The organism is Streptomyces sp. NPDC050315 (assembly GCF_040655775.1).
Taxonomy (GTDB): domain Bacteria; phylum Actinomycetota; class Actinomycetes; order Streptomycetales; family Streptomycetaceae; genus Streptomyces.
The window spans coordinates 116,223-141,250 of sequence record NZ_JBFAKN010000008.1 but is presented as its reverse complement, the minus strand read 5'-3'; the positions used below and the strand labels follow the sequence as shown (position 1 = coordinate 141,250).

Genomic DNA, 25,028 nt, shown 5'->3' with positions numbered 1-25,028 from the left:
GCCGTCGCCTTTCACGCGGCGCTCGCGGCGCCCACCGCGCGGGACGTACGGGAGAAGTACGCCTCGCGGTACCGCCGTTCGAACTCGGCGAAGGCCGCCTCCTCCCTCGTGCCGTGGTCCAGGCAGTCGTTGAGGGCGCGGGCCGCCAGCAGGCCGCCGTGGCAGGCCAGTTCCACTCCGGACGCGAGGGGCGGATCGGCGGCGCAGGCGGCGTCGCCGACGAGCACCATGCCGGGTTTCCAGAACCGGCTGTCGGCATACGACCAGTCCGCCCGCACCTGGACCTGCCCGTAGGGGCCGGTACGCACCCGGGTCGCCGCTGCCAGGAACTCCCGGACCGGCGGACAGTCCTCGGCGAGGCCGAGCAGCGCGCGCTCCGGGTCCCGGTGCACCCGGTCCGCCAGTTCGCGGCCGACCACGGCGCCGACGCAGGTGAGCCCGTCGCCGAGCGGTACGTGCCAGAACCGGGCGCTGCCGGCGATGAGGGGCGCGGCGGGCAACGGCCCGCCACCCTCGAAGCAAGCGTGCACGGCCAGGTCGGGGGCGCGCCCGGCGCAGGAGCGGGTGCCGCCGAGGTGGCGGCGCAGGCGGCTGCCCGCGCCCGAGGCGTCGACGACGTAGCGGGCCAGGACGGTGTGCCCGCGTCCCTCGGCCGTCCGGTAACGCAGTCCGGTCACCCGCTCGTTCTCGGTCATGACGTTGACCGCGGCACAGTTCTCGCGTACGTCGACGCCGTGCTTGCGGAGGGCGTCCAGGAGGAGCCAGTCGAAGGCGGCTCGCTCCATGTAGTGGTCGTACGCGGCGGGTCCCATCGATTCCGGGGGCGGGACGGCGCCCGCCTGCCCGAGCTCGCGGGCCAGCTCGTCGGCGACGCCCAGCTGTCCGCAGAGCTCGCGCACGGTGCCGGGCGGCAGTGAGCCGCTGATCCGCGGGTGCGGCAGCGTCTCCCGCTCCAGCAGCAGTACCCGGTGACCCGCGCGGGCCACCGCGGCCGCCACCGCCGAACCGCCCGGGCCCCCGCCCGTCACCACGACGTCGTACCGCTCACTGGACATTCCGCATTCCTCCGCGCTCCGCTGTCGGGCTTGTCAGGCATCCGGTCAGGACCGTGCCGATGCACGTGCAGGAGAAAGTGCAAATGCACTGACCAGTGCAAGTGCACAGTTTCTTTGCCTGTTCATGGTGAACCGCGTGCGGCCCGAAGGGCACAGCGCTGACCCCATTGCCGGGAAACCGGTCGCCCGTAAAGAAAGGGAAAACTATCCGGGGGCGCCCGCAGAATGGCCGGACCTCCAATTGCGGGCGCCCTTACGGAACGTCACCCCCAGGCCGAGTCCTCGATCCCGCCGAGGCCGGCTTCGGCCCTCGCCACCCGCGCCGACATTCCGGCGCCGACCACACTCAGGAACTGGAGAAACTTGACTCTCTGGGGCATATCGATCCCTCGGCAGTGTGAGTAGTTCCACATCGAGCAATATCTCGCCACGCGCACGGCAATGTTCAGTCGTGACCTGGAACCACAACTGAAAAGCAGGGTGACTGTCCGTTCGGCCGCTTTGCTTGGCGCCGCGTCAATCTTGGCCGCACGCCGGTGGGGAGGCGAGTCCGATGGGCATCGTGATCGCGCAACGCGGCAACATGAAGGGGGAGCATATGTGCCAAGAAACGGGCATAGATACATCAATTCAAGGTGTTCTCTTCTGCAATCAAGGACTGGAGCGATACCGCGAGGCCCTGAACGACGGCGCCGTCTCGGGGGAAGTCCCCGACTGTGTCCGTTCGTACGGGCTGCTGCGCCCGGTGCCGGGGGGTACCGAGGAGTCCTTCGTGCCGGTACCGCCGGGCATCGCCGAGGCGGAGCTCGCCCGGTCGGTGGAGCGTGACATCGAGCGCCGGCAGAAGGAGCTGTCGGCGCTGCGCGCGTCCTTTCTCGCGGCGGAGAGCCTGTACCGCCACGCGCAGGAGGACAGCGGCGTACCCATCGAGTCCCTCAACGGCGCGGAAGTGATCAGCCAGTCCCTGCGGCTCGCCGTCGACGGCTGCAAGGAGGAGTTACTCACGGCCCAGCCCGGCGGCGGCCGGTCACCGGACCTGCTCGCCGAGGCCCTCCCCCGCGACCTCGCGCTCCTGCAGCGCGGCGTCCGCCAGCGCACGCTGTACCAGCACAGCGTGCGCTGGCACCGCCCCACGCTCGCCTACATCGAGCGGGTGTCGGCCGAGGGCGCCCAGGTCCGCACGCTGGACGAGATCTTCGAGCGGGTCATCGTCTGCGACCGCACCCTCGCCTTCATCCCCGGCATCCCCGACCGGAGCACCTCCGCGCTGGCGATCCGCCACCCGGGCGCCATCGCGTTCCTCATCAAGATCTTCGACCACATGTGGGAACGCGCCCAGCCGATCTCCTCCGAGATGGACCAGCATGCGCCCGACCTGCTGGCCGACTCGGTACGCAGGACCATGCTCCGCATGGTCGTCACCGGCCACACCGACGAATCGGTCGCGGCCCGCCTGGGCGTGAGTTCCCGTACGGTCTCCGCGCACATCAAGAAGGTCTCGGAAGCCCTGGGCAGCCGCAGCCGGGCCGAACTCGGCTACCTCATCTCCCAACGCCGCCTGCTCGAACGCGAGGACGCCCTGATCCACTGACGCCCGATCCCCCACTCACGGTGCGGAGCCGGCACGATCGGCCGGCCGGCTCCCCCGCACGTACCTCCGTTCCGCCGGCGCGCGCCGCACCGGTACCGCCGAGACCGCTGCCAGTACGACCAGGAGCACGGTGAGCCCGAGGCCCACGAGGTCGAGCGGCCCGCCCCACGCCGCTTCCGAGAGGTAGGTGACGCCGGGCAGCGTCGTCAGGATCGTCATGGCGATCCTCGGATCGGCGCGCTGCAGGCCCACTTGGAGCACGAACAGCGGTGCCGTCACCGCGGTGGCCCCGATCAGGGGCAGCAGACCGACCGGGACACCGCTCTCCTCCGGGGTCGCCGCCTGAAGGAGGTACAGCACTCCCGCACCCAGGTAGGTCAGGTGGAAGCGGTGCGCGGTGACGGTGACGGGGTCCACGCCGAGGCGGCCGAGCGCTTTCGACGCCAACGCCAGCCCCGAGGCTCCGGCACCGGCGACCACTGCGAGCACAACGCCCGCAAGAACGGGCCAGTGCACCTGGTCCAGATCCGTCAGCCGCCAGGCGAGCACGCCGCCCACAAGGGCGAGCCCGGCGGCATGCAGCCACGTACGGCGGGTGGGCCGTGCCCCGAAGCCGCCGGGAAGCAACTGCAGCGCGGCCAGCGCCAGCGGGCCGAGGGCCGTCTCGATGCCGCTGGCGAGCGTCGCCGGAATCCACGCGAGGGCGACGTAGAAACTCAGGAAGGTGACGGCCGTGAGGAGATTGACCACCAGCAGGAGCTGCCGTACCCGGCGGCGTTCCGGTCGCGGCGCGGCCCGGGAGGCCGCGCCGCGCCACCGCCGGACCAGCAGCAGGCAGGAGAAGAAGGCCGCCGCCATGGCGAAACCGACTCCGGACAGCAGCAGGCTGCCGCTCGGCGTGAGCCGTCCCGACAGATAGCCGAAGCACCCGGCCTGCAGCAGTACGGACAGCAGGATCAGCAGCGCGGACATCTCAGTCCCCTGCGGGACGCAGCCGGAAGAAGTCGCCGCTGTCCTCGATCTCGTGCAGCGTCTCCAGCACGCTTTCGAGCAGCTGCGCGTCCTCGTGGACGAGGTAGGCGATGCCGCAGGCGCCGGTCGTCAGGTAGCGGTCGCGCACGGGCTCGCCGATCACCGGCAGCCGGGCGATGCTGTGGAAGCCGGGCATGCGGCGCAGCACGCGCAGCCCGTCGAGCGCCTCCAGGACGCCGTCGGCGTGCGGCCGCAGCAGTACCTTGGCCACCGTACGGGCCGGGGCGTACGGCAGGTCGAAGCGCCGCTGGAAGTCGTCGGGGCGCAGCACGCGTTCCGCGGTGAGGTGCTGGTGGCTGTAGCCGAACGCGGCGTGGTAGGGGTCCGGTGCGAGCGACGGGCCCATGACCCGCGAGTTGACCTCGACCAGGCGGGGGCCTTCCGGCGTCAGCATGACTTCGGTGTGGGCGGCGCCCTCGCGGATGCCCAGCGCGTCGAGGCAGCCGAGCACGTAGTCCACGAGTTCCCGTTCCGGGTCGGACAGGGAGCCGCGCGAGATGATGTGGCGCAGCATCGGTGCGTTGTCGACGCGGTCGATGCGCTCGGCGTAGAGCTCGGTCAGCAGGTGCCGGCCGCCCATGCTGACGGTGTTGACGATGTACTGGACGCCGTTGAGGCACTGCTGGACGACGACCTCGTGGTTGGTGCTGCCCATGAGGTTGGTCGCGCCCGTGACGTGGCGGAAGGCCGCGCGGGCGGTCTCCCGGTCGGGGCAGAGGGTGCAGCCGTCGCTGCCCGCGCTGTCGAGCGGCTTGACGACCAGGGGGTAGTCGTCCCAGTCGGCGAGGATCTTGTCGAGTTCGGGCTCCGAGGTGACGGTCACGGTGCGGGCGTGCGGCAGACCGGCCGCCTTCAGGGCCTGGATCATGAGGTACTTGTCCCGCCTGGCGGCGCGCCGCGCGGGGTCATGGTGCGGCGTCCCGAGCCGTTCGGCGAGCTCGTCGGCGAGGGTGACCCCGTACTCGCTGGCCGCCATGACGGTGTCGACGCCCAGCCGGGCCAGCTGCTCCGCCGCCTGTTCCACGGCGGCCGGCCCGTCGAGCAGGAGCCGGAAGGGGTGGGGGTCGGCCTCGTGGGCGGCGCGCTGGTCGGCGCTGTAGACGTGGACGCAGCTGCCTCCTTCCTCCCCGAAGGCGGCGGCCAGTTCGGCGCCGGTGGAGACGGGGTTCACCAGGGCAATCACAGTGCGTCCTTTCGGGCGGCGGAGGTCGCCGGTACGAGAGTGGGGGCGGCGTCCGCTCGGACGCCGGAAGGAAGGGGTTCATCGGCCAGGGCCGTGGCGACGAGGCCGGCGTGCTGGGCGGATGCCCGCAGGTAGTTGACGATCGGGAAGCGGGCGCCGGCCGTCGCGCCGAGGGCCCAGATCCGCTCGGGCGTGCCGGGCTGTGCCTCAACGCCGCGGGAGATGCGCAGGTCGGGCCCCACCTCGGCGGCCCGGTGGCCGGGGGCTTCGGCGGGCGCTCCGATGTACAGGCTCTCGTCGGGGCCCACCGTCAGGGCGGGCGGCCGGAATCCCGTGGCGCAGACGATCCAGTCGTAACGTTCCTGTCGCCCGTCGGGCCAGGTGACGGTCCAGCCGTCGCCCGCCGGGTCGGGGACGGCCCGGTACGGCTGCTCGTCGGCGACGGCCAGGAGACCCTCGTCCAGGTGGCGCAGCAGCTTCCGGGCGTTCGTGACCGGTATGGCGGAGATGAAGCGCGTGACCGTACGGCGGTGCGCGGCCATCACCCGTTTCCGTACCGCGACGGGCTGTTCGGACAGTACGGCGTTGAGCGCGTCGATCACTTCGGCGACGGTGTCCTGCCAGGGCAGCGGTCCGGCCTCGGCCAGCTCCGTGTCCCGCAGCAGGCGCGGGTGGGCGGCTGCGGCGTCGACGGCGGCGGGCCGCACGGCAGCCGCCGGGTGCCGGTCGCCGCCCGGCCGGCGGCGGATGCGGCGCGCCACCGGCCACAGCAGCTCCTGCGGACCGGCGCCGGCCGCCAGCAGGCTCCGGAACTCGGCCGCGAGACCGGTCCCGCGGTGCCGGCGCAACCGGGTGCGGACGGCGGGCAGTTCTCCCGAGGGCGAGGTCATGACCGTGTGCACGCCGCGGCGGCACAGCGCGAGGGCGGCGTCGATGGCCGACAGCTTGGTGCCCGCCACCAGTACGCGGGCCCCGGCCGGTATGCGGCGCAGCGCGCCGAGGGGGTAGGGCGTGGTGAACAGCCGGTCGGCCGGGTGGTGCCCGACGAGGTACTCGGGGTGCGCCGTCGTGGTTCCGTTCACGCAGACGAGGACGTCCGTCGCGGGCAGTACCCGGCCGTCCGCGAGGTGGACCCGGTAGTCCCCCGGCAGTCCGGTGACACGAAGGGCATGTCCTCGTACGTGGGAGACGCGCGTGCCGCGGCGCACGCAGTCGTCCCGCAGCCGCTGGAAGCTCTCCCTGAGGTACTGGGTGACCAGGAAGCGGGGTACGAAGTCGTCGCGGTGGACCGGCCAGCCGCGCGCGGCGAGGTAGTTCAGCAGCCCCGATTCCCCGTCCGGGGACAGCGAGGTGACGTCCACGGAGGTGTTGCACAGGGCACGCAGGTCACCCGAGCCGAACGCACCGGCGATGCCGATGGGTCCGGGGGCGACGAAGCGGACGGCGGCGATGTCCTCGGCCTCGGTGACGGCGCGGAAGGCGCACACGGCCGTGGCACCGCCGCCGATGATGACGATGCTCTTCATCGGTGGTCTCCTCACAGCACGTGCACGAGGCCCATGTTGGTGGCGGTGCCCAGGACGATGGCGAGCAGCGGGCTCTTGCGCCAGTGGTAGACGGCGCCGCAGACCGCGATGCCGGCCAGTGCGGGGACTCCGTAGGGCGGGCTGGTGAAATCGACCGATTGCACGCTGTACGCCACGAGAATGACCATGATCCCCGGCGGGAGAGCGCTGCGCAGGTACTGCAGCAGCGGCGAGCCCGTCGCGTTGCGGAAGACCACGAAGGGCGCCGCGCGGAGCGCGAGGGTCACCGCGCTCATGATGGCGATGGCCGCTACGACGTAGGACGGTTCAGGCACGCTTGGACCTCGACAGTGTGTAGTCGGCAACCAGCAGGAGAAGGAAGGCGATGACGGCCACCGTGAGGAACTGGTCGCCGCCCACGACTCCGGCCGCCAGCGAAGCCGCCAGGCCGTACAGGACGGGCCGGAGATTCGCCTTCTTGCGGCCGTGGTCCCAGGCCAGGACGACGAACAGCGCGGTGAGCGCGAACTCGATGCCGTCGATGTCCTCCGGCAGCGCCGACGAGGCCAGGGCACCGGCGAGGCTGCCCGTCACCCAATAGCCGTGGCTGAGGAGCTGGATGAGGGTGATGCGGCGCCCGTTGAGCTCCTGGTCGGGGTTGGCGGCGAGCAGCGAGTACGTCTCGTCGGTGAGGGCGAAGACGCCGTAAGCGCGCTGCAGTCGGCCCGTCAGCAGGTGGAGCGGGAACGACAGCCCGTAGAAGACGTGCCGGAAGTTCACCAGGAATGTGGTCATGGCGATGGCCGCCAGGCCGAGGCCCGAGGTCACCATCGATACGGCGAGGAACTCCAGTGACCCGGCGAAGACGACCAGCGCGGTCGTCGGCGCCCAGAACCAGGGAAGTCCCTGGCTGACGAGCAGAATGCCGAAAGCGGCCCCGAGCGGCAGGTAGCCCATCGCCACGGGCACGGTCAGCTTCGCCGCGACGGCCAGGTCCTCCCGGAAGGAGGCGCGGGCCGTCCCGGCTGTCACGCGTTCGTCCAGCACGCGTCGTCCATCCCTTGCGTCGAATTGCTCGTACGTTGCGCGGTGCGGGCGGCGCGCTCTCCGGCGCGCCGCCCGCTGCCTCACGCGGATTCGGCCAGCTGTGCCGAGAGGCGCCGCAGCCCCTCGTCGAGCACGTCGGCCGGGCGGGCGTAGCTGATGCGCAGCCCGCGCTCGGATCCGAAGACCTCGGCCGGCATGACGAGCGTGCGCCGCTTCTCCAGCAGCTCCTCGGCGAACTGCTGCGAGGAGACAGCGGTGTTGAGGTGCAGCCAGGCGAACGGCGTGTTCTCCGGCCGTACCAGTTCGAGGGTGTCCGCGTGCTCCGCGGCGAACGCCTCCAGCCGTGCGCGGCCGCCTTCCACGAGCGTGTGGTAGCGCTTCAGGTGCGGCTCCCGGTCGGCGAGGACGCGGGCCGCGGCCCGTTCCCACACCAGGGAGTTGGAGACCGTGGTGTACCGCTTGTAGTTGACCATCTGCTCGATGATGTCCGCGGGCCCCTTGGCCCAGCCCACGCGCAGCGCCGGCAGTCCGTAGACCTTGGACAGTCCGGAGACGGAGACCGAGCGCTCGTGGCGGTGCGTGACGGACTCGGCGAAGTCGAGGAGGTACTCCTCGTCGTTCACCACCAGCAGGTCGTGGGCGCGCGCCACTTCGAGTACGGCGTCCCAGTCGGCCTGGGTCAGCAGCCGTCCCGACGGATTGCACGGGCTGTTGAGGATGAGCATCCGGGTCTCGGGGCGCATGGCGCGCTCCAGGGCCGCGGCGTCGAAGGCAGCGCCGGGACGCCAGTCGAGGACCGTGACCTCGCATCCGATGTGGGCAGGCACCTCCCAGGCCTGCTGCCAGCCGGGGGCGGTGGTGATCACGTGGTCCCCGGGCCGCAGGACGGACCGGTAGAGCAGGTACAGGGCTTCCTGGGCGCCGTGCGTCACGACGACATCGCGCCGGTCCTCCTGTACGGGGGCGCCGGGGGTCTGCGTGTCGTCGTACAACGCCCCGATCCGGGCGCGCAGTTCATGCGTCCCGCGGTCGAGGCTGTAGTCCATCTCCCAGTCGGGCTCCAGCGGTACGTCCCGCAGCAGCTGGAACTGGACGCCGCTCTCCGCGAGGTCCAGGTCGAACCGGCCCTGTGCGCGGCTGAAGAGCCAGTCCTGAATGGTGTACGGCGCGATGCTCACTGGGCCTGCCCTCCGAGGGAAAAGGTAATGACGGCTACGTCGCGATAGGCGGGTGCACCCGGGATTTTCGGCGTGATGGGGCTGACGTAGTGCTTGACTTCCCGGTCCGCCAGGAAAAGGACTTCACCGGGGGCCATCACCCGCTCCAGAACGATGTCGCCGGCCTCGTCCTTTTCCCGTACCAGGGAAATTCCGCCGCTCACGTTCTCGGCCGCCACACAGGTCACGGCTATCAGGTCGTACCCGTCCTGGTGAAACCCTTCCGGGGCCGGGAATCCCGGCCGGTCGTCCGCCGCCGTGATGCGGATCTGGTGGCACCCGATCTCGAACTCCTCGGCGGCGGCCAGCTCGCGGGTGGCGGGGGCGTTCACGAGCCCCTCGGCAAACTCCTTGGCCGGGTCGCCCAGCGGCGCGAACCGCCGGTCCAGGCCGCCCGCGTACTCATTGATCGCGTCGCTCTGAAAGAAGGAGGTGTCCTCTTCCCACAGCAGCATCTCGCCCTTGACGCGAGCCTTTCCGAACGCGCGGTAACGGAAATGATGGCCGTCACGCAGATGCTCGTCGGCAGGCAGGTCTCCATAGCTGCGCATAAAGGGTTCGGTGATGTACCCCTGCGCAGCGCACAGCCGATAACGCACTGTTATCCCCCAGTGTTTCGTTACGTGCCCCGGAAGGCTAACAGGGCAAGATCATCTTCAGATGTGAAGCAGTTCACAAGGGGCACCGGGCGACCCCCCGAGGCCAACCGGCCCACATTGTTTGTTAATTTCAGGTTCAACGGAAAAATAGGACACCTGCGGGTGAATCACCCCTACCCGAGAAGCCATTCCAAGCCACGCGTCCGAATCCTTCTCCCCCTGCTCGTAGAAAAGCACGAAATTGCCAGCGTCCATTTAATGAGACCGGAAGGGGTGACAAAACATGACATGGCGGCCTTATGGAGCATTCCGAGATGGCGGGACGCCGGCGCGGAACGCACGTGCAGCAGCGGCTAGTTGACGCCGCGGTCGCGGCCGGTCCAGTACGACTCCCGGAGCCGGTCGCTCACAGAGCGGCCCGCAGGACCTACCGCCCGTAACGGCACGGGGTCCGAGTGGGCCAGTCCTAGGGAGAGGCTGATCGTGACCTCTGTCCCAAGCGCGCCCGGAGGGAGTTCTCCTGGGGGCCGTTGGTCACCGAACCGGTGTCGGTCCTGGTGCCCGCGTACAACGAGAAGGAGTGCATCGCCCATACCGTGCGCTCGCTGGTCGTCAGTACTCATCCCATCGAAGTCATCGTGATCGACGACGGGTCCACCGATGGCACAGTGGACATCGCCGAGGCCCTCGGGTTCCCGAATGTCCGCGTCCTGCGACAGCGGAACGCCGGCAAGTCCGCGGCTCTCAACAACGGAATCCGCCACGCTCGCCACGACATCATCGTGATGATGGACGGTGACACCGTCTTCGAGCCGTCCACCGTCGCCGAACTCGTCCAGCCCTTCGCCAACCCGCGCATCGGCGCGGTCTCGGGCAACGCCAAGGTCGGCAACCGCAGGTCACTCATCGGCGCCTGGCAGCACATCGAGTACGTAATGAGCTTCAACCTCGACCGCCGGATGTACGACGCGCTGGACTGCATACCGACCGTCCCCGGCGCGGTCGGCGCCTTCCGTCGCCGGGCGCTGGAGGAGGTGGGCGGCATAAGCGGGGAAACCCTCGCCGAGGACACCGACATCACCATCGCCATGCACCGCGCGGGCTGGCGTGTCGTCTATCAGGAGCACGCCGTCGCCTGGACCGAGGCGCCGGGCAGTTTCCGCCTGTTGTGGCGGCAGCGTTATCGCTGGAGTTACGGCACCATGCAGGCCCTGTGCAAGCACCGCCGCTCGGTCGTCGAGCGTGGACCCTCGGGCCGCTTCGGCAGGGTCGGCATGCCGCTCGTGGGAATCTTCCACGTCGGCACCCCCTGCTCTCGCCGGTCATCGATCTCTTCACCCTCTACGGGATGTTCTTCCTCTCCCCCTGGAAGTCACTGGCGATCTGGTGCCTGCTGCTCCTCTTCCAACTCCTGTGCGCCGCCTACGCCTTCCGCCTCGACCGTGAGCGCTACCGCTACCGCTACCGCTACCGCTACCGCTACCTGGTAATGCTCCCCCTCCAGCAGCTCGTCTACCGGCAGCTGATGTACATAGTCCTCATCAACTCCTGCATCACAACAGCACGGCAGCTCCCGCGGGGTCTCGTCGGTGAGGCCAATGGTCTTGTCGAGCCGCCCGCACTCGGCGAACACGGCGCCGAGTGGGGTGGAGTTCCATCGCGGGCCGAATGCCACGGGAGTATGACAAACCGCAGGTCACCGCGGTCGACCGCAATGCTCGCCAACCAAATCTCTGGTTATGATCATGCCAACTGGTTGTCACTAACGGGGAGATGAACATGCTGAACCGCAAGACTCTGTGGCTGCGCGCGGCCGCGCCCGTTGCTGTTCTGGCGCTGACGCTGACCGCATGCGGCGGGTCCGGCGGCGGGAACAGCAAGGGCAGCACCAGCAAGCTCCAGGAAGAGAAGCCCGAGAGCAACGAGCTGGCGACCGGCGAGAGCGCCACCAGCCAGTTCAAGGAGGACGACGGCAAGATCACGTACTCCGTCCTCGCGCAGAAGGTCGACGTGGGCACCGAGGCCGACACCAAGAAGATGGTCAGCGACCCGAAGGCGGCCAAGGGGTTCGTCCCCGTGGTGGCCCACGTGAAGTACACGAACAAGGGCGGCGGCGTCGTCAGCTCGTACCCGAGCGTCGGCGAAAACGTCGAGATCTACGCCGATGGCCAGCGCGGAACCATCCTGATCGGCGCCGCGGACGACGCGCCCGGCTGCGAGTCGGACTCCGACATCGAGAACTGGAAGAAGGGCCAGAGCCACGTGATCTGCGAGACCTACATGGTCCCGAAGGACGCGAAGGAGCTGGCCGTCCACTGGGCGGCCGAGGACGACGGCAAGCCGTACATCTGGACCTTCAAGAACGCCTGATCCGTTGGTAACGACGTTCCGAGGCAGCGGCGCTCCCCGGGCGGGATACTCGAGTACCAGATCGTGACATCTGAGCGCACCCGGGCGGACTACGCCTGATCGCAGCCCGGTGAGCGATCCTGGTGCTCGGAGTTGTGGCGATCACGTAGGCGCTGGACAGCAGTCGAGAAGAGACCTGCTTCCAGCGCCTCTCGGCTTGTCAGCCCGCGCGCATCGCCCGGCCGCGACTGCCCGTGTTGTCATCGATCCTGCGGGGCATCACGCCGAGGATCAGATTCTCGAGGGCGTGCGGCATTGGCCCGAAGCCGGCGACCCAGGTCTCGACAAGGTAGATCTCACTGCCCTCATCGATACCGAGAAAAAACCGGCCGTGATCGAGCTCGCCGAGCGGGAAGAGACGTCTCCCCAAGGCCTCGCTCCACTCGGAGAACCGGTCCTCCTCACCACAAGCCAACTCCGGTTCAAACTCGCACAGTTCCTGTGAGCTGGTGATTCCCGGTCCACCGACGCTCACGGTCAGTCCCCCGAACTCGCTGAGAAACCTCTCCGCAGCGTCGTGCATGCCGATGCCGACCGCTTCAAACATGGACCGCCAGCCGGCCGTGTCGACCCGCCTGCCTGCCGTCCACCCCGAAGCCTCCAGGACCTCAAGCACCCCCGGCGACCATTCGCTCATGACAGCCCCAGCCCCCAACTCGCAGTACGGGCGATCATCCCAGCAGGCGACCCGCGACAGAACAACGTGTGACCGCACCACAAGAAGCGGACCAGAGCCCTCCAAGGATGTCATTTCGACGCTAGGCGGAGGGCGGCGACGGCGTGTGGGCGACCGTTACCACTGCCGACGAGGCGTGGCCTGTCGTTCGCAGAGCATCGCCGGTCGCTTCGGTCAGCCACGCTGCCACCTCCGGTGACCACTCACGCGCGTGGATCACGAACTGCGCCAACGGCCTTGTTCCCTGCAGCAGTTCACGGCTCGTCCCGCGGCGCGGGAGATACGCAGTGTCGATCCTCGAAGACTCACGGGCCTCGGCCGCCACGCCCAGGCGCTTCTGCAGAGCGGTGAGTACACGCGCCGGTTCCTTCGGGGCGCCCCATGCCGCGGAGGGGGCTGCGGAGACCGTTACGTGGACCTCGACGGGCGCGGACGGAGAGGCCAGGCAGAACCACTCCCGCATGTCATACCAGTCCGCGGACGCGTCCCCGGCGGTGATCTGGAGCGGAAGGTAAGTGCACAGCTCGGTGAAGGTGACTTCCCCCACCCGCCCGAGGGCGTCGAACAGCGACCGGGTCATCGGCAGCACCGGCAGACGTGGGTGGCGGACGTCCTCGGGAATGTCGGCCCGCATCCAGGCGAGCTCGCGGACCTCATCGCCGCCGGCCCAGTCACCACCCTTGTCGCATTCCAGCCAACGCTCCGGGTCGTGGAACAGCTTCTTCCCCTTCGGCGTGCGCCAGCCGTAGGGCGCGTGCCACCCATAGGCTTCCGCACGCACCAGGGCGAGATCCATCACCGTCTCGCGGAACTCCTCCGCGTCGCCGTTCTCGAGCCAGGGATGCCGGTTGAGGATCCCGTGCGCTCCCACAGTCATTCCACAGTGCATGACAGCTCCCCAACCGGCTTCCCAGTGCTCACATCACACGCCGCAGCGCACCTTCACGGTCAGCGATCAGCCGTCCCCGCGCGCGCCGGGGTAGGCCGAAGCCGTAGGCGTAGCCGTCAGTTGACGCCGCGGTCGCGGTCCGACCAGTACGGTTCGCGGAGCTTGAACTTTTGGATTTTGCCGGTGGCTGTGCGGGGGATGGCGCCGCGGAATTCGACGGTGGTGGGGGCCTTGTAGCCCGCCATGTGTTGCTTGCAGTGGGTGATGATGTCGGACTCCGTTGCCGTTGCGCCTTCGGCGAGGACTACCAGGGCCTTGATGGTTTCGCCCCATTTTTCGTGCGGGACGCCGATGACGGCCACCTCGGCGACGGCGGGGTGGCTGAAGATGGTGTCCTCGACCTCGATGGAGGAGACGTTTTCGCCGCCGGTGATGATGACGTCCTTTTTGCGGTCGGAGATGGTGAGGTGGCCATCGGCGGGGTTTAGGGTGCCGCCGTCGCCGGTGTGGAACCAGCCGTTCTTCAGGGCCGCTTCGGTTTCGTCGGGCTTTTCCCAGTAGCCGTCCAGGACGGTGTTGGAGCGGGCCAGCACCTCGCCGGACGGGGAGATTTCCAGTTTTGTACCGAGGGCCGGGAGGCCGGCGCGGGAGAGCTTGCGGGCCCGTTCTTCGGCAGGCAGGCCTTCATCGGCGGGCAGGATGCGGTTGAAGGTGAGGACCGGGGATGTCTCGGTCAGGCCGTAGATCTGGGTGAATTCCCAGCCCAGTTCGTCGTGCATGCGCTGGATCGTGCGGCTCGGCGGCGGGGCGCCGGCGCAGACGATACGGACGCGGTCGCGGCCCGGGATCTCGCCCTGCCAGGTCGCGGCCGCGTCCAGGACCATGTTCCACACCGCGGGCGCGCCGCACATCAGCGTGACGCCGTGCTGCTCGACGCGGCGCAGGATTTCCGCGCCGTCGACCTTGCGCAGTACTACCTGCTTGGCGCCGAGGCCGGCCATCACGTACGGCATTCCCCAGCCGTTGCAGTGGAACATCGGGAGGGTGTGGAGATAGACGTCGCGTTCCCAGGCGCGGGTGTGCAGGCCGAAGGTCAGGCCGTTGACCCAGATGTTGCGGTGGGTCAGTTGGACGCCCTTGGGGCGGGCCGTGGTGCCGGAGGTGTAGTTGATCGTGGCGGTGGCGTCCTCGTCCGGGTTCGACCACGGGCGGGGGTCGACGCCGAAACGCATCAGATCGGATTCGGTCTGGTCGCCGAGGACGTACCGGTGGCGGGCCTTGACGCCGGAGAGGGCGGCGTCCAGTTCCGGGTCGATGAGCAGGACGGAGGCTCCGCTCTGCTGCACGATGTACTCGATCTCTTCCGGCTTCAGGCGGAAGTTGACGGGGACGCAGATGCGGCCGCTCATCGGGACGGCGAACAACAGCTCAAGGAGGCGGGCGGAGTTGTGGCTGACCACCGCCACGCGTTCGCCCTCGCCGACGCCGAGCGCGTCGAAGCCCGCCTGCCAGGCCCGCACCCGCTCGCCGAACCGGCCGTATGTCGCATCGGGGACGGGAGGCCCGGGCTGGTCCGGCTCGTCGACCACGCCGAGGCCGGCGGCGAAGCCCGCCTCCGCCCGGTCGAGAAAGTCCGCGATGGTCATGGGTACCCGCATGCTGCTCTCCTCGTCACCAGAATCCGGAACACATATCAGTGGCTATCAGTGGCTCTTTCTCAGCCTCTTTCTCAGCTATGCGCACATACGGAGTCCGGTACTCGTCGTTTCGCTTCCGCCGGCGGGCGGTCGAGCGGCCGGCGGCATGCGCCGTTGTTCTCCTCATTGCCCCGCGGCTTCCGGCCATCGTGTAATCAGTGACGCAGGTCTCACCACCCCCGAATGGGGGGAAGCGGAGGTTGGCGGGTGCTGAACGAGCCAGAGCAGAGCGGGTCGGCGGACGTCAGGGCGGCGCTGTTGCGGCTGCGCAGGGCGAGCGGGCTGCCGGTGGCGTTCGGCGGGCTGCTCTCCGGTACGGGCCGGTTCCGCATCACCGAGCTGACCGGCGCGGCCACCACCGCGCTGCGCGGGCTGTCCGTCCACTCGGGCAACGGCCTGGGCGGCAAGGCGGCGGCCCGCTCCCGGCCCTTCGCGGTGACCGATTACCAGTCCTCGGTGGTGATCAGCCATGAGTACGACGCGGCGGTGGCGGCGGAGGGACTGAAGTCCGTACTGGCCGTGCCGGTGGTGGTGCGGCGGCGGGTGCGCGGGGTGCTGTACGGGGCGCTGCGGCAGCCGCTGCAGCTGGGTGACCGGCCGCTGTCCGCCGCGCTGGAGGCGGCCAGGGAGCTGGAGCAGGCGCTGGTGGTGCAGGACGAGGCGGAGCGGCTGCTGTCGGTGGCGCGGCAGCCGACCGCCGCCGATCCGGTGATGTGGGAGGAGGTCAGGGAGGCGCACAGCGCGCTGCGCACCCTGGCGCAGCAGGTCGGCGATCCGCTGCTGCGGCAGGAGATGCTGGCGGCCTGCGGCCGGCTCGCGGCGGCCTCGGGCGAAGCCCGCCGGGGCCCCTCCGTCGCGCCGGCGGCCTCGGGCGGGACCCGTGAGGGCCGCCCCACCGTCGCCCTCTCGCCCCGCGAGGTGGACGTGCTCTCCTGCGTGGCCTCGGGCGCGACGAATATCGCGGTCGCCGAGCGGCTGGGGCTGCGCCCGGAGACGGTCAAGGGCTATCTGCGCTCCGCGATGCGCAAGCTGGGCGTCCACACCCGGCTGCAGGCGGTGGTCGCGGCGCGCCGCGCGGGCCTGCTGCCGTAACGCGGCCCTCGCCGCTCCCCCGCCCCGCAGGCCGCCCCCGCCATCCTGCGAGACGCTGGAAGAGGTCGTCGGTGCAGGTGGCGTCAGTGAGGAGGGCCAGGCGTGTCGGATCCCTCGACCGGGAGCGAGCCGGAGCCTGTGCTGCCCGCCGGGCTGGCGGCCGGGGTCTACATCCAGGACGGCTTCGGGCGGATTTCGTACGTCAACGACAAGGCCGAGGAGCTGCTGGGCCGCTCCGCCGCCGAGATGCTCGGCGCCGACCCCCACGAGCTGCTGCACCGCAGCCCCGACGGCTCACGGCTGCCGCGGCCGAACTGCGTACTGCTCCAGGCGTTCCTGTCCGGTCGGGCCACGCCCCTGGACGGCTGCCAGTGGTTCGCGCGCGGGGACGGCGAGCTGATCTGTGTCGGCGGGCTGTCCGTGCCGTACGAGGTGGACGGCGTCCCGGACGGTGCGGTCGTGGTGTTCTTCCAGCGGCCGCCGGAGGAGGCGTACGAGCCCCCGCCCTCGGAGAACGTCGCGGCGCTGACCGACCTCGCCGACCGGCTCACGATGGTCGCCGAGACCACCGCCGTCCTCACCTCCACCCTCGACCTGGACGAGTCGCTGAAGCGGCTCGTCCGGCTCGCGGTCCCCCGATTGGCGGACTGGGCGGTGGTCGATCTCCTGGAGGAGCAGGGCAAGCTGCGCCGGGTGGCCGTCGTGCACCACGTGGACGGCCGGCATGTGCGGGTGGAGGAGCTGACCGGCCCGATGCCGCCGCTGCTGGAAGGGTCGCGGATGCCGCTCTCCCGGGTACTGCGCGGGGCCGCGCCCCGGATCGTCTCTCCGGAGGACTACGCGGGCCCGCCGGACTCCGGCATCGCCGTCCAGCAGCGCGAGATGTTCAAGGCGATCGGCATGAAGTCCGCGGTGATCGCACCGCTGCGCGGGCCCGGCAAGGTACTGGGCGCGCTGACCCTGGTCCGTACGGAACAGCAGACGCCCTTCGACGCGGCGGAACTGGCGCTGGTCGACGACATCGCCCGCCGGGCCGGGCTCGCCGTGGACAACGCGCAGCTGTACGAGCGGCAGCGGCGGGTCGCCGAGACCATGCAGCGCCATCTGCTGCCGCCACTCCCCCGGATCGAGGGCCTGGAGATGTCGGTGCGTTACCACCCGGCGCCGCACGCCTCGCGGGTCGGCGGCGACTGGTACGACGCCTTCCGGCTGCCGGACCGTACGACGGCGCTGGTCATCGGGGATGTGGTCGGCCACGACCTGCAGGCGGCGGCCTGCATGGCGCAGGTACGCAACATGCTGCGGGCCTTCGCCTGGGAGCACACCGAGGCCCCCTCCGTCACCGTCGACCGGCTGGACCGGGCGCTCGTCCACATCAGCGATGTGCAGCTGGCCACCATGATCCTGGCCCAGGTCGAACGGGCCCAGGCCGGCGACTGGCAGCTGCGCTGGACCAACGCCGGACACCCGCCACCGCTGCTGGTGCACGACGACGGCCGGGTCTGTTTCCTGGAGCACGGCGCCGCCGACCTGGTACTCGGTACCGAGCTCTCCCCCGCCCGCACCGACTTCCGGCAGGCCCTCCCGCCGCGCAGCACGGTCGTCCTCTACACCGACGGCCTGATCGAGGCCCGCGGCCTGCCCCTGAGCGAGGGCCTGGACCAACTCGCCAGCTTCGCCTCCGCCCTCGCGGACCGCTCCCTGGACGAATTCTGCGACCAACTCCTCAGCAGGGCCCTGTACGCGGCGAACGAGGACGACGTGGCGCTGTTGGCGTTGCGGGTGCCGGGGGTGCGTTAGGAACTGACACCCCAGGAACTGACGCCTTGGGAACTACTGCGCCGGCGACGGCTGCCCCGGGAGGCGGAAGTCGAGGACATCGGTGGCCTCGCGCTCGGTCTTCTTGGCGTACTCGCGCGCCTCGGTGGCGACGTCACCCTGCTCGTTGATGAGCTGGTCGTAGATCGGAGTGAGTGGTCCGTCCGGCGAGTTCATCGTGCAGTGTTCCTTCGTTCTCGGACATGGCGACAGCCGCCCACGAATGGCGCGGACGGTCGGCCGCCGATCTTAGCTTCCGCCTACCGGGAGCGGTATTGCTGCCCTCAGGCAACCGATCCGATACGGCGTGTCGTGACCGATGTGTCGTGATGGATCGGTGTATGGGCGCCGGTGAGCGGCACGCCGGTGCCGCCGCGGCGGGTGGCGACGATCTCGGCGGCGATGGAGAGGGCCGTTTCCTCGGGGGTGCGGGCGCCGAGGTCGAGGCCGATCGGGGAGCGGAGTCGGTTGAGTTCGAGGTCGGTCAGGCCGGCCTCGCGGAGGCGGCGCAGGCGGTCCAGGTGGGTACGGCGGGAGCCCATGGCGCCTACGTAGACGACGGGGAGCCGCAGGGCGCGTTCGAGGAGGGGGACGTCGAACTTGGCGTCGTGGGTCAGGACGCAGAGGGCCGTACGGGGGTCCAGCGCCTGGGAGTCCAGGTAGCGGTGCGGCCAGTCGATGACGATTTCGTCGGCGTCGGGGAAGCGGGCCCTGGTCGCGAAGACGGGCCGGGCGTCGCAGACGGTCACGTGGTAGCCGAGGAACTTGCCGGCCCGGACCAGGGCGGCGGCGAAGTCGATGGCGCCGAAGACGAGCATTCGAGGGGCCGGGACGGAGGATTCGACGAGCAGGGTCAGCGGGACGCCGCACTGGCTGCCGTCCGCGCCGATCTCGACGGTGGCCGTGCGGCCGGCGTCCAGCAGGGCGCGGGCGTGCGCGACCGCGGTGCGGTCCAGCGCGGGTTGGCCGCCGAGGCCGCCCGTATGGCTGCCGTCGGCGCGTACGAGGAGGGCGCGGCCGAGGAGTTCGGCCGGGCCGGAGACGATGCGCGCGAGGGCCGCCGCCTCGGAGGTGACGGCGGCGGCCAACGCCGCGACGAGCGTCCCGGAGGTGCTGTCCACCGGGGCCGGGGGGTCATCCGGCCCCCGAGATGGCTCCGGGGCGCTCGTGCGTACCGGGGTGACGAGGATGTCGATGACGCCGCCGCAGGTGAGGCCGACGGCGAAGGCGTCCTCGTCGCTGTAGCCGAACTGCTCGGTGACCGGCTCGCCGGTCTCCAGGGCCTGTTGGCACAGCTCGTAGACCGCGCCCTCCACGCAACCGCCGGAGACGGACCCGATCGCCGTGCCGTCGCGGTCGACGGCGAGGGCGGCGCCCGGTTGACGGGGCGCGCTGCCGCCGACGCCCACCACGGTGGCCACGGCGAAGTCGCGTCCCTGCTCGACCCACCGGTTCAGCTCATCGGCGATGTCCAGCATGTCCTGCTCCTTGTCTTGCGATTGCGCGGAGGGCCGGTGCGGGCCTCCGCCCGGGCAGGTCCCCCTACCCGATGTCGTTGAAGGCGAAGTTGGCGATGAACACCAGCGAGAGGACCCACATCAGCGGACCCGGCTCGCGCCACTTGCCCTGCGCCAGCTTGATCGCGCAGTACGAGATGACGCCCACGGCCACGCCGTTCACGATCGAGTAGGTGAACGGCATGATCACCACGGTCAGGAAGACCGGGATCGCCACGGACCGGTCCTTCCAGTCCACGTGCCGTGCGTTCTGCATCATCATCGAACCGATGACGACCAGCGCGGCGGACGCGACCTGGGCGGGGACGATCTCGGCCAGCGGAGTGAAGAGCAGCGCCAGGCCGAAGAGCAGGCCGGTGACGGTGGCCGACAGGCCCGTACGGGCGCCCTCGCCGACGCCGCTGGCGGACTCGATGAAGACGGTCTGGCCGGAGGCGCCGGAGACGCCGCCGATCGCGCCGCCCGCGCCGTCGATGAGCAGCGCCTTGTTCAGGCCCGGCATCCGGCCGAGGTGGTCGGCGAGCTTGGCCTCCTGGCCGACGGCGATGATCGTGGCCATGGCGTCGAAGAAGCCGGCCAGGACCAGGGTGAAGACGACCATCGCCACGGTGGTGGCGCCGAGCTCCGCGAAGCCGCCGAATTCGACCTTGCCGAACAGGCTGAAGTCCGGCGAGGAGACGAAGTTGTCCGGGAGTGCCGGCGTCGCCAGGCCCCACTGCTTGTCGCCGAGCCCGAAGGCCGCGGTGACGATCAGCGAGAAGACGGTGCCGATGGCGATGCCGATCAGGATCGCGCCGGGCACGTTGCGGGCCAGCAGCATGAAGATGACGACGAGGGTGATGCAGAAGGCCAGGACGGGCCAGCCGGAGAGGTGACCGTGGACACCGAGGGTGACCGGCGCGCCGGCGTTGCCGAGGCCGACGAACCCGGCCTTGACCAGGCCGATCATGGTGACGAAGAGGCCGATGCCGATGGTGATGGCGTGCTTGAGGCCCAGCGGGATCGCGTTCATGATCTTCTCACGGAGACCGCTGATCACCAGGAGCATGATGATGACGCCGTAGATCACACACATGCCCATGGCCTGCGGCCAGGACATGTCGCTGATCACCTGGGTGCCGAGCACACCCGAGACGCTGAGGCCGGCCGCGAGCGCCAGCGGCACCTTGCCGACGATGCCCATGAGCAGCGTGGCCAGTGCCGCCGCGAAGGCCGTCGCCGTGATCACCGCGCTGGGCGAGAGGGTGCCGCCGACCGCGTCCTTGCCGCTGAGCAGGACGGGGTTGAGCAGAAGGATGTACGCCATCGCCATGAAGGTGGTGATGCCGCCGCGCAGCTCCCGGCCGAGGGTCGAGCCGCGTTCGGATATGTGGAAGTACCGGTCGAGCCACGACCGGCCGGAGGGCTGGCGCGTACCCGCGCCGGCGTCCTCCGCCGCGGTCGTGGGTTCGATGGTGGGCTGGGTCATGGTGCCTATCTCCCAAGGTTCATAGGGGCACTCACAAGGGGGGAAGTGTGAGATTTGGGATGGAGCGGGCCGCACGACCCGGGGGACGGCCCGAGACGAACGTTTTTCAGCCAGATGCGGCGCCGAGGAGGGATCCTAGGAGCCCGGGCTGACGTGGGGGAAACTCCGGGCGGTACGAACCGCAGGAGGACGGACAGGACACCCCAAATATCCGTACCACCCGGAGGCTTTTCACGTGCCGGTGAGGTGTTCTGGTCGCACCGGCGTTTTGGTGAGCGCCAGCCCGGTCGCCGCCCGGATTGCGGAGAGGACAGCCGGGGTCGACGACAGGGTCGGCGCCTCGCCGACGCCACGCAGTCCGTAAGGCGCGTGTTCATCGGCAAGTTCGAGGACATCCACCGGGATGGTCGGGGTGTCCAGGATCGTGGGGATCAGGTAGTCGGTGAACGAGGGGTTGCGTACCTTCGCGGTCTTCGGGTCGACGACGATCTCCTCCATGACCGCCACGCCCAGGCCCTGGGTGGTGCCACCCTGGATCTGGCCGACGACGGACAGCGGGTTGAGCGCCTTGCCGACGTCCTGCGCGCAGGCCAGCTCGATGACCTTGACCAGGCCGAGTTCGGTGTCGACCTCGACGACCGCGCGGTGCGCCGCGAAGGAGTACTGCACGTGGCCGTTGCCCTGGCCGGTCTCCAGGTCGAACGCCTCGGTGGGGCGGTGCCGCCACTCCAGGTCGGCCTCGACCGACTCCTCGCCGAGCACGTCCACGATGTCGGCGAGCACTTCGCCGCCGTCGGTGACGACCTTGCCGCCCTCCAGGAGCAGCTCGGCCGTCGCCCACGCGGGGTGGTACGTACCGAACTTGAGCCGGCCCATCTGCAGGACCTGCTCGCGCACCGACTCGCAGCTGTTCTTCACCGCGCCGCCGGTGACATAGGTCTGCCGGGAGGCGGAGGTGGAGCCGGCCGAGCCGACCTGGGTGTCCGCCGGTTGGATGGTGACCTGCTGGACGCCCAGCTCCGTACGGGCGATCTGCGCGTGCACGGTGACGCCGCCCTGGCCGACCTCGGCCATCGCGGTGTGCACGGTCGCGACCGGCTCGCCGTTGATGACTTCCATGCGGACGCGCGCGGTGGAGTAGTCGTCGAAGCCCTCGGAGAAGCCGACGTTCTTGATGCCGACGGCGTAGCCGATGCCACGGACGACGCCCTCACCGTGGGTGGTGTTGGACAGGCCGCCGGGCAGCGCGCGGACGTCGGCGCCCTCGGTGGTCTCCCACTGGTTCTCCGGCGGCAGCGGCATGGCCTTCACGCGGCGCAGCAGCTCGGCGACCGGGGCCGGGGAGTCGACCGGCTGGCCGGTCGGCATGAGCGTGCCCTGCTCCATGGCGTTGAGCTGCCGCAGCTCGACGGGGTCCATGTCGAGCGCCTTGGCCAGCTTGTCCATCTGCGCCTCGTACGCGAAGCACGCCTGGACCGCGCCGAAGCCGCGCATCGCGCCGCACGGCGGGTTGTTGGTGTAGAGCGCGATGGCCTCGATGTTCACGTCGTCGACGGCGTACGGGCCGACGGCGAGCGAGGAGGCGTTGCCGACCACGGCCGGGGAGGCGGACGCGTACGCGCCGCCGTCCAGCACGATCCGGCACTTCAGGTGGGTGAGCTTGCCGTCCTTGGTGGCGCCGTGCTCGTACCAGAGCTTGGCCGGGTGCCGGTGGACGTGCCCGAAGAAGGACTCGAAGCGGTTGTAGACGATCTTGACGGGCTTGCCGGTACGGAGCGCCAGCAGGCAGCCGTGGATCTGCATCGACAGGTCCTCGCGGCCGCCGAAGGCACCGCCGACGCCGGAGAGCGTCATCCGGACCTTCTCCGGCGGCAGGCCCAGGACGGGAGCGATCTGCCGCAGGTCGGAGTGGAGCCACTGGGTCGCGACGTACAGGTCGACGCCGCCGTCCTCGGCCGGCACCGCGAGGCCGGACTCCGGGCCGAGGAACGCCTGGTCCTGCATGCCGAAGTCGTACTCGCCGGTGACGATCACGTCCGCGCGCTTGGCGGCCTCGTCGGCGTCGCCGCGGATGATCGGCTGGCGGTGGACGATGTTGGGGTGCGGTACGTGGCCCGCGTGGTGGTCCTTGCGGCCCGGGTGGAGCAGCGGGGCGTCCTCGGCGGTGGCGCCGGCCTCGTCGGTGACGACCGGCAGCTCCGCGTAGTCGATCTTGATCTTGGCGGCGGCGCGGCGGGCGGTTTCCGGATGGTCGGCGGCGACCAGCGCCACCGGCTCCCCGTGGTGCCGCACCCGGCCATGGGCCAGTACCGGGGTGTCCTGGATCTCCAGGCCGTAGTTCTTCACCGCGGTCGGCAGGTCGTCGTAGGTGAGGACCGCGTAGACACCGGCCTGGGCGAGCGCCTCGGAGGTGTCGATGGAGCGGATCTCGGCGTGCGCGACGGTGGAGCGCAGGGTGTAGCCCCACAGCATGTCCTCGTGCCACATGTCCGAGGAGTACGCGAACTCGCCGGTCACCTTGAGCGTGCCGTCGGGCCGCAGCGTGGAGGCGCCGATACCGGCCGGGGTCTTGCTGCCCTGGGTGAGATCGGTGGGTGTCCGGGTGACTTCGGCCATGGTCAGGCCCCCGTTCCTGCGGTTTCGGACTCCCCGCGGGCGGCCGCGAGACGGACCGCGTCGAGGATCTTCTCGTAACCCGTGCAGCGGCACAGGTTGCCCGACAGCGCCTCGCGGATGTCGGCGTCGGAGGGCTGGGCGTTGCGCTCCAGCAACTCATCGGCGGCGACCAGCAGGCCGGGCGTGCAGAAGCCGCACTGGACGGCGCCGGCGTCGATGAACGCCTGCTGGACGGGCGAGAGAGCTGTATGCGGGGAGGTGCCCTGCTCACCGGCCTGGCTGTCGCCCGTGCCGGTGGGCCTGGCGGCCCAGCCCTTCGCCTCGTCCAGCGTCGTGCCCTTGCCGCCGCAGACCCCCGCACCGCAGCCGCCGCGCTCGGCGCGCTGCCTGGCGAAGTCGGCCAGCCCCTCGACGGTGACGACCTCGCGGCCCTCGACCTGCCCGGCAGCGACCAGACAGGAGCACACCGGCACCCCGTCCAGCCGGACCGTGCAGGAGCCGCATTCGCCCTGCTCGCAGGCGTTCTTCGAACCCGGCAGGCCCATCCGCTCGCGCAGCACGTACAGCAGGCTCTCGCCTTCCCAGACGTCGTCGGCCGTCTGCTCGCGGCCGTTGACGGTGAACTTCACGCGCATTGGGCACCTCCTCGTGCTGTGCGGCCGCCGCCGCGGTACGACTCCCAGACCCAGCCGAGCGTGCGGTGGGCCATGACGCCGACCGCGTGCCGGCGGTACGTGGCGCTGCCGCGCACGTCGTCGATCGGGTTGCAGGCGCCGCTCGCCAGCTGGGCGAACTGCTTCGCCACGGACGGCGGAATCGGCGCGCCGGACTCCCAGTGGCCGCCCTCCTCCAGCGCCGCGGCCAGGAAGGTCTCCGCCTCCTTGGCCCGTACGGGGGTGGGCGCGGCCGAGCCGATGCCGGTGCGTACGGTCTTCGTCTCCGGGTGCAGCGCGATGCCGAACGCACACACCGCGATCACCATGGCGTTGCGCGTGCCGACCTTGGAGAACTGCTGCGGCCCGGTGGCCTTCGGCAGGTGGACGGCGCGGATCAGCTCGTCCGGCTCCAAGGCGTTGCGCTTCACACCGAGGTAGAACTCGTCGATGGGGATCATGCGGGCGCCGCGGGCCGCCGACTCCACCTCGACCTCGCCGCCGGAGGCGAGCAGCGCGGGGTGCGCGTCACCGGCGGGGGACGCCGTGCCGAGGTTGCCGCCGACACCGCCGCGGTTGCGGATCTGCGGGGAGGCGACGGTGTGCGAGGCGAGCGCCAGACCGGGCAGCTCGGCGCGGAGGTGCTCCATGATGTGGGTGTACGGCACGGAGGCGCCGAGCCGTACGGTCTGCGCACCGGTCTCCCACTCCCCCAGATCACCGATGCGGTTGAGGTCCATCAGGTACTCCGGGCGGCGGTGGTCGAAGTTGATCTCGACCATCACATCGGTGCCGCCCGCGATCGGCACAGCGGTGGGGTGCTCGGCCTTCGCGGCCAGCGCCTCGTCCCAGCTGGCGGGGCGAAGGAACTCCATGAGCGGCCCTCTTCTCGCAAGTCGTCCATCGGTCGTTCATGTTGCAGTAACGCGATGTGACCCAGTAC

General features: G+C 70.1%; 21 protein-coding genes and 1 pseudogene. 5 read left to right on the top strand and 17 right to left on the bottom strand.

Going from position 1 to position 25,028, the window contains the following annotated elements:
• Positions 1 to 11: 11 nt before the first annotated feature.
• A complete protein-coding gene (locus AB0I82_RS28030; RefSeq protein ID WP_363260146.1) occupies positions 12 to 1,055 on the bottom strand; it encodes an FAD-dependent oxidoreductase in 1,044 nt (347 codons plus the stop codon).
• A gap of 772 nt (positions 1,056 to 1,827) precedes the next feature.
• On the opposite strand from AB0I82_RS28030, the gene AB0I82_RS28025 reads away from it, so the two are divergent.
• Positions 1,828 to 2,646: a LuxR C-terminal-related transcriptional regulator gene (locus tag AB0I82_RS28025; RefSeq protein ID WP_363260144.1), complete on the top strand. Its 819-nt coding sequence runs from the start codon at positions 1,828 to 1,830 to the stop codon at positions 2,644 to 2,646.
• 15 nt (positions 2,647 to 2,661) lie between these two features.
• On the opposite strand, the gene AB0I82_RS28020 is transcribed toward AB0I82_RS28025, so the two are convergent.
• The 7 genes from AB0I82_RS28020 to AB0I82_RS27990 all read right to left on the bottom strand — a co-directional run bounded on the left by AB0I82_RS28020 (position 2,662) and on the right by AB0I82_RS27990 (position 9,250).
• Positions 2,662 to 3,618, bottom strand: a complete 957-nt coding sequence (locus AB0I82_RS28020; RefSeq protein ID WP_363260143.1) for a hypothetical protein — start codon at positions 3,616 to 3,618, stop codon at positions 2,662 to 2,664.
• 1 nt (position 3,619) lies between these two features.
• Entirely contained in the window at positions 3,620 to 4,861 is a 1,242-nt protein-coding gene (locus tag AB0I82_RS28015) for an ATP-grasp domain-containing protein (protein WP_363260142.1), read from the bottom strand.
• Positions 4,858 to 6,387, bottom strand: coding sequence for an FAD/NAD(P)-binding protein (locus AB0I82_RS28010; protein WP_363260140.1), 1,530 nt, complete (start codon positions 6,385 to 6,387; stop codon positions 4,858 to 4,860). Before AB0I82_RS28010 ends, AB0I82_RS28015 begins: the two co-directional genes overlap by 4 nt.
• 11 nt (positions 6,388 to 6,398) lie before the next feature.
• Positions 6,399 to 6,722: an AzlD domain-containing protein gene (locus AB0I82_RS28005; protein WP_363260139.1), complete on the bottom strand. Its 324-nt coding sequence runs from the start codon at positions 6,720 to 6,722 to the stop codon at positions 6,399 to 6,401.
• Positions 6,715 to 7,434 (bottom strand): AzlC family ABC transporter permease, encoded by a 720-nt coding sequence (locus AB0I82_RS28000; protein WP_363260138.1) that lies wholly within the window; start codon positions 7,432 to 7,434, stop codon positions 6,715 to 6,717. The genes AB0I82_RS28005 and AB0I82_RS28000 overlap by 8 nt, the downstream gene beginning before the upstream one ends.
• Before the next feature lie 80 nt (positions 7,435 to 7,514).
• Positions 7,515 to 8,612, bottom strand: coding sequence for a pyridoxal phosphate-dependent aminotransferase (locus tag AB0I82_RS27995; protein WP_363260137.1), 1,098 nt, complete (start codon positions 8,610 to 8,612; stop codon positions 7,515 to 7,517).
• Positions 8,609 to 9,250 carry a 2OG-Fe dioxygenase family protein gene (locus AB0I82_RS27990; protein ID WP_363260136.1) on the bottom strand — a complete coding sequence of 214 codons (642 nt, stop codon included), beginning with the start codon at positions 9,248 to 9,250 and terminating at the stop codon, positions 8,609 to 8,611. The genes AB0I82_RS27995 and AB0I82_RS27990 overlap by 4 nt, the downstream gene beginning before the upstream one ends.
• 497 nt (positions 9,251 to 9,747) lie before the next feature.
• Here AB0I82_RS27990 and AB0I82_RS27985 point away from each other — a divergent pair.
• A pseudogene (locus AB0I82_RS27985) lies at positions 9,748 to 11,027 on the top strand (glycosyltransferase family 2 protein); the annotation flags it as partial.
• 2 nt (positions 11,028 to 11,029) lie between these two features.
• Positions 11,030 to 11,620 (top strand): hypothetical protein, encoded by a 591-nt coding sequence (locus tag AB0I82_RS27980; protein ID WP_363260135.1) that lies wholly within the window; start codon positions 11,030 to 11,032, stop codon positions 11,618 to 11,620.
• Between the two features lie 199 nt (positions 11,621 to 11,819).
• On the opposite strand, the gene AB0I82_RS27975 is transcribed toward AB0I82_RS27980, so the two are convergent.
• The 3 genes from AB0I82_RS27975 to AB0I82_RS27965 form a co-directional block, all read right to left on the bottom strand.
• Positions 11,820 to 12,296, bottom strand: a complete 477-nt coding sequence (locus AB0I82_RS27975; RefSeq protein WP_363260134.1) for an SUKH-3 domain-containing protein — start codon at positions 12,294 to 12,296, stop codon at positions 11,820 to 11,822.
• 121 nt (positions 12,297 to 12,417) lie between these two features.
• Positions 12,418 to 13,212 carry a hypothetical protein gene (locus AB0I82_RS27970; RefSeq protein WP_363260133.1) on the bottom strand — a complete coding sequence of 265 codons (795 nt, stop codon included), beginning with the start codon at positions 13,210 to 13,212 and terminating at the stop codon, positions 12,418 to 12,420.
• A 128-nt stretch (positions 13,213 to 13,340) separates the two neighbouring features.
• The gene (locus AB0I82_RS27965; RefSeq protein WP_363260132.1) at positions 13,341 to 14,882 is read right to left on the bottom strand and encodes an AMP-binding protein; all 1,542 of its coding nucleotides are present in this window, start codon (positions 14,880 to 14,882) and stop codon (positions 13,341 to 13,343) included.
• 246 nt (positions 14,883 to 15,128) lie between these two features.
• Here AB0I82_RS27965 and AB0I82_RS27960 point away from each other — a divergent pair, with 246 nt between their 5' ends.
• A complete protein-coding gene (locus tag AB0I82_RS27960) occupies positions 15,129 to 16,013 on the top strand; it encodes a LuxR C-terminal-related transcriptional regulator (RefSeq protein WP_363260131.1) in 885 nt (294 codons plus the stop codon).
• Between the two features lie 102 nt (positions 16,014 to 16,115).
• Positions 16,116 to 17,813 (top strand): SpoIIE family protein phosphatase, encoded by a 1,698-nt coding sequence (locus tag AB0I82_RS27955; protein WP_363260130.1) that lies wholly within the window; start codon positions 16,116 to 16,118, stop codon positions 17,811 to 17,813.
• A gap of 33 nt (positions 17,814 to 17,846) precedes the next feature.
• On the opposite strand, the gene AB0I82_RS27950 is transcribed toward AB0I82_RS27955, so the two are convergent.
• The 6 genes from AB0I82_RS27950 to AB0I82_RS27925 all read right to left on the bottom strand — a co-directional run bounded on the left by AB0I82_RS27950 (position 17,847) and on the right by AB0I82_RS27925 (position 24,960).
• Positions 17,847 to 18,008 carry a hypothetical protein gene (locus tag AB0I82_RS27950; RefSeq protein ID WP_363260129.1) on the bottom strand — a complete coding sequence of 54 codons (162 nt, stop codon included), beginning with the start codon at positions 18,006 to 18,008 and terminating at the stop codon, positions 17,847 to 17,849.
• Positions 18,009 to 18,115: 107 nt separating this feature from the next.
• Complete coding sequence (locus AB0I82_RS27945; RefSeq protein WP_363260128.1) at positions 18,116 to 19,309, bottom strand: XdhC/CoxI family protein; 1,194 nt, start codon at positions 19,307 to 19,309, stop codon at positions 18,116 to 18,118.
• A gap of 64 nt (positions 19,310 to 19,373) precedes the next feature.
• Entirely contained in the window at positions 19,374 to 20,816 is a 1,443-nt protein-coding gene (locus AB0I82_RS27940; protein ID WP_363260127.1) for an NCS2 family permease, read from the bottom strand.
• Positions 20,817 to 21,047: 231 nt separating this feature from the next.
• Positions 21,048 to 23,432 carry a molybdopterin cofactor-binding domain-containing protein gene (locus AB0I82_RS27935; protein ID WP_363260126.1) on the bottom strand — a complete coding sequence of 795 codons (2,385 nt, stop codon included), beginning with the start codon at positions 23,430 to 23,432 and terminating at the stop codon, positions 21,048 to 21,050.
• A 2-nt stretch (positions 23,433 to 23,434) separates the two neighbouring features.
• Positions 23,435 to 24,067, bottom strand: a complete 633-nt coding sequence (locus AB0I82_RS27930; protein WP_363260125.1) for a (2Fe-2S)-binding protein — start codon at positions 24,065 to 24,067, stop codon at positions 23,435 to 23,437.
• Complete coding sequence (locus tag AB0I82_RS27925) at positions 24,058 to 24,960, bottom strand: xanthine dehydrogenase family protein subunit M (protein ID WP_363260124.1); 903 nt, start codon at positions 24,958 to 24,960, stop codon at positions 24,058 to 24,060. The genes AB0I82_RS27930 and AB0I82_RS27925 overlap by 10 nt, the downstream gene beginning before the upstream one ends.
• Positions 24,961 to 25,028: the final 68 nt, after the last annotated feature.

Excerpts from the sequence above, each read along its gene's own strand:
- AB0I82_RS27940 (WP_363260127.1), bottom strand. The coding sequence starts at position 20,816 with ATGACCCAGCCCACCATCGAACCCACGACCGCGGCGGAGGACGCCGGC.
- AB0I82_RS27945 (WP_363260128.1), bottom strand. The coding sequence starts at position 19,309 with ATGCTGGACATCGCCGATGAGCTGAACCGGTGGGTCGAGCAGGGACGC.
- AB0I82_RS28030 (WP_363260146.1), bottom strand. The coding sequence starts at position 1,055 with ATGTCCAGTGAGCGGTACGACGTCGTGGTGACGGGCGGGGGCCCGGGC.
- AB0I82_RS28010 (WP_363260140.1), bottom strand. The coding sequence starts at position 6,387 with ATGAAGAGCATCGTCATCATCGGCGGCGGTGCCACGGCCGTGTGCGCC.
- AB0I82_RS28020 (WP_363260143.1), bottom strand. The coding sequence starts at position 3,618 with ATGTCCGCGCTGCTGATCCTGCTGTCCGTACTGCTGCAGGCCGGGTGC.
- AB0I82_RS27965 (WP_363260132.1), bottom strand. The coding sequence starts at position 14,882 with ATGCGGGTACCCATGACCATCGCGGACTTTCTCGACCGGGCGGAGGCG.
- AB0I82_RS27975 (WP_363260134.1), bottom strand. The coding sequence starts at position 12,296 with ATGAGCGAATGGTCGCCGGGGGTGCTTGAGGTCCTGGAGGCTTCGGGG.
- AB0I82_RS27970 (WP_363260133.1), bottom strand. The coding sequence starts at position 13,212 with ATGACTGTGGGAGCGCACGGGATCCTCAACCGGCATCCCTGGCTCGAG.
- AB0I82_RS27935 (WP_363260126.1), bottom strand. The coding sequence starts at position 23,432 with ATGGCCGAAGTCACCCGGACACCCACCGATCTCACCCAGGGCAGCAAG.
- AB0I82_RS27925 (WP_363260124.1), bottom strand. The coding sequence starts at position 24,960 with ATGGAGTTCCTTCGCCCCGCCAGCTGGGACGAGGCGCTGGCCGCGAAG.
- AB0I82_RS27930 (WP_363260125.1), bottom strand. The coding sequence starts at position 24,067 with ATGCGCGTGAAGTTCACCGTCAACGGCCGCGAGCAGACGGCCGACGAC.
- AB0I82_RS27950 (WP_363260129.1), bottom strand. The coding sequence starts at position 18,008 with ATGAACTCGCCGGACGGACCACTCACTCCGATCTACGACCAGCTCATC.
- AB0I82_RS27980 (WP_363260135.1), top strand. The coding sequence starts at position 11,030 with ATGCTGAACCGCAAGACTCTGTGGCTGCGCGCGGCCGCGCCCGTTGCT.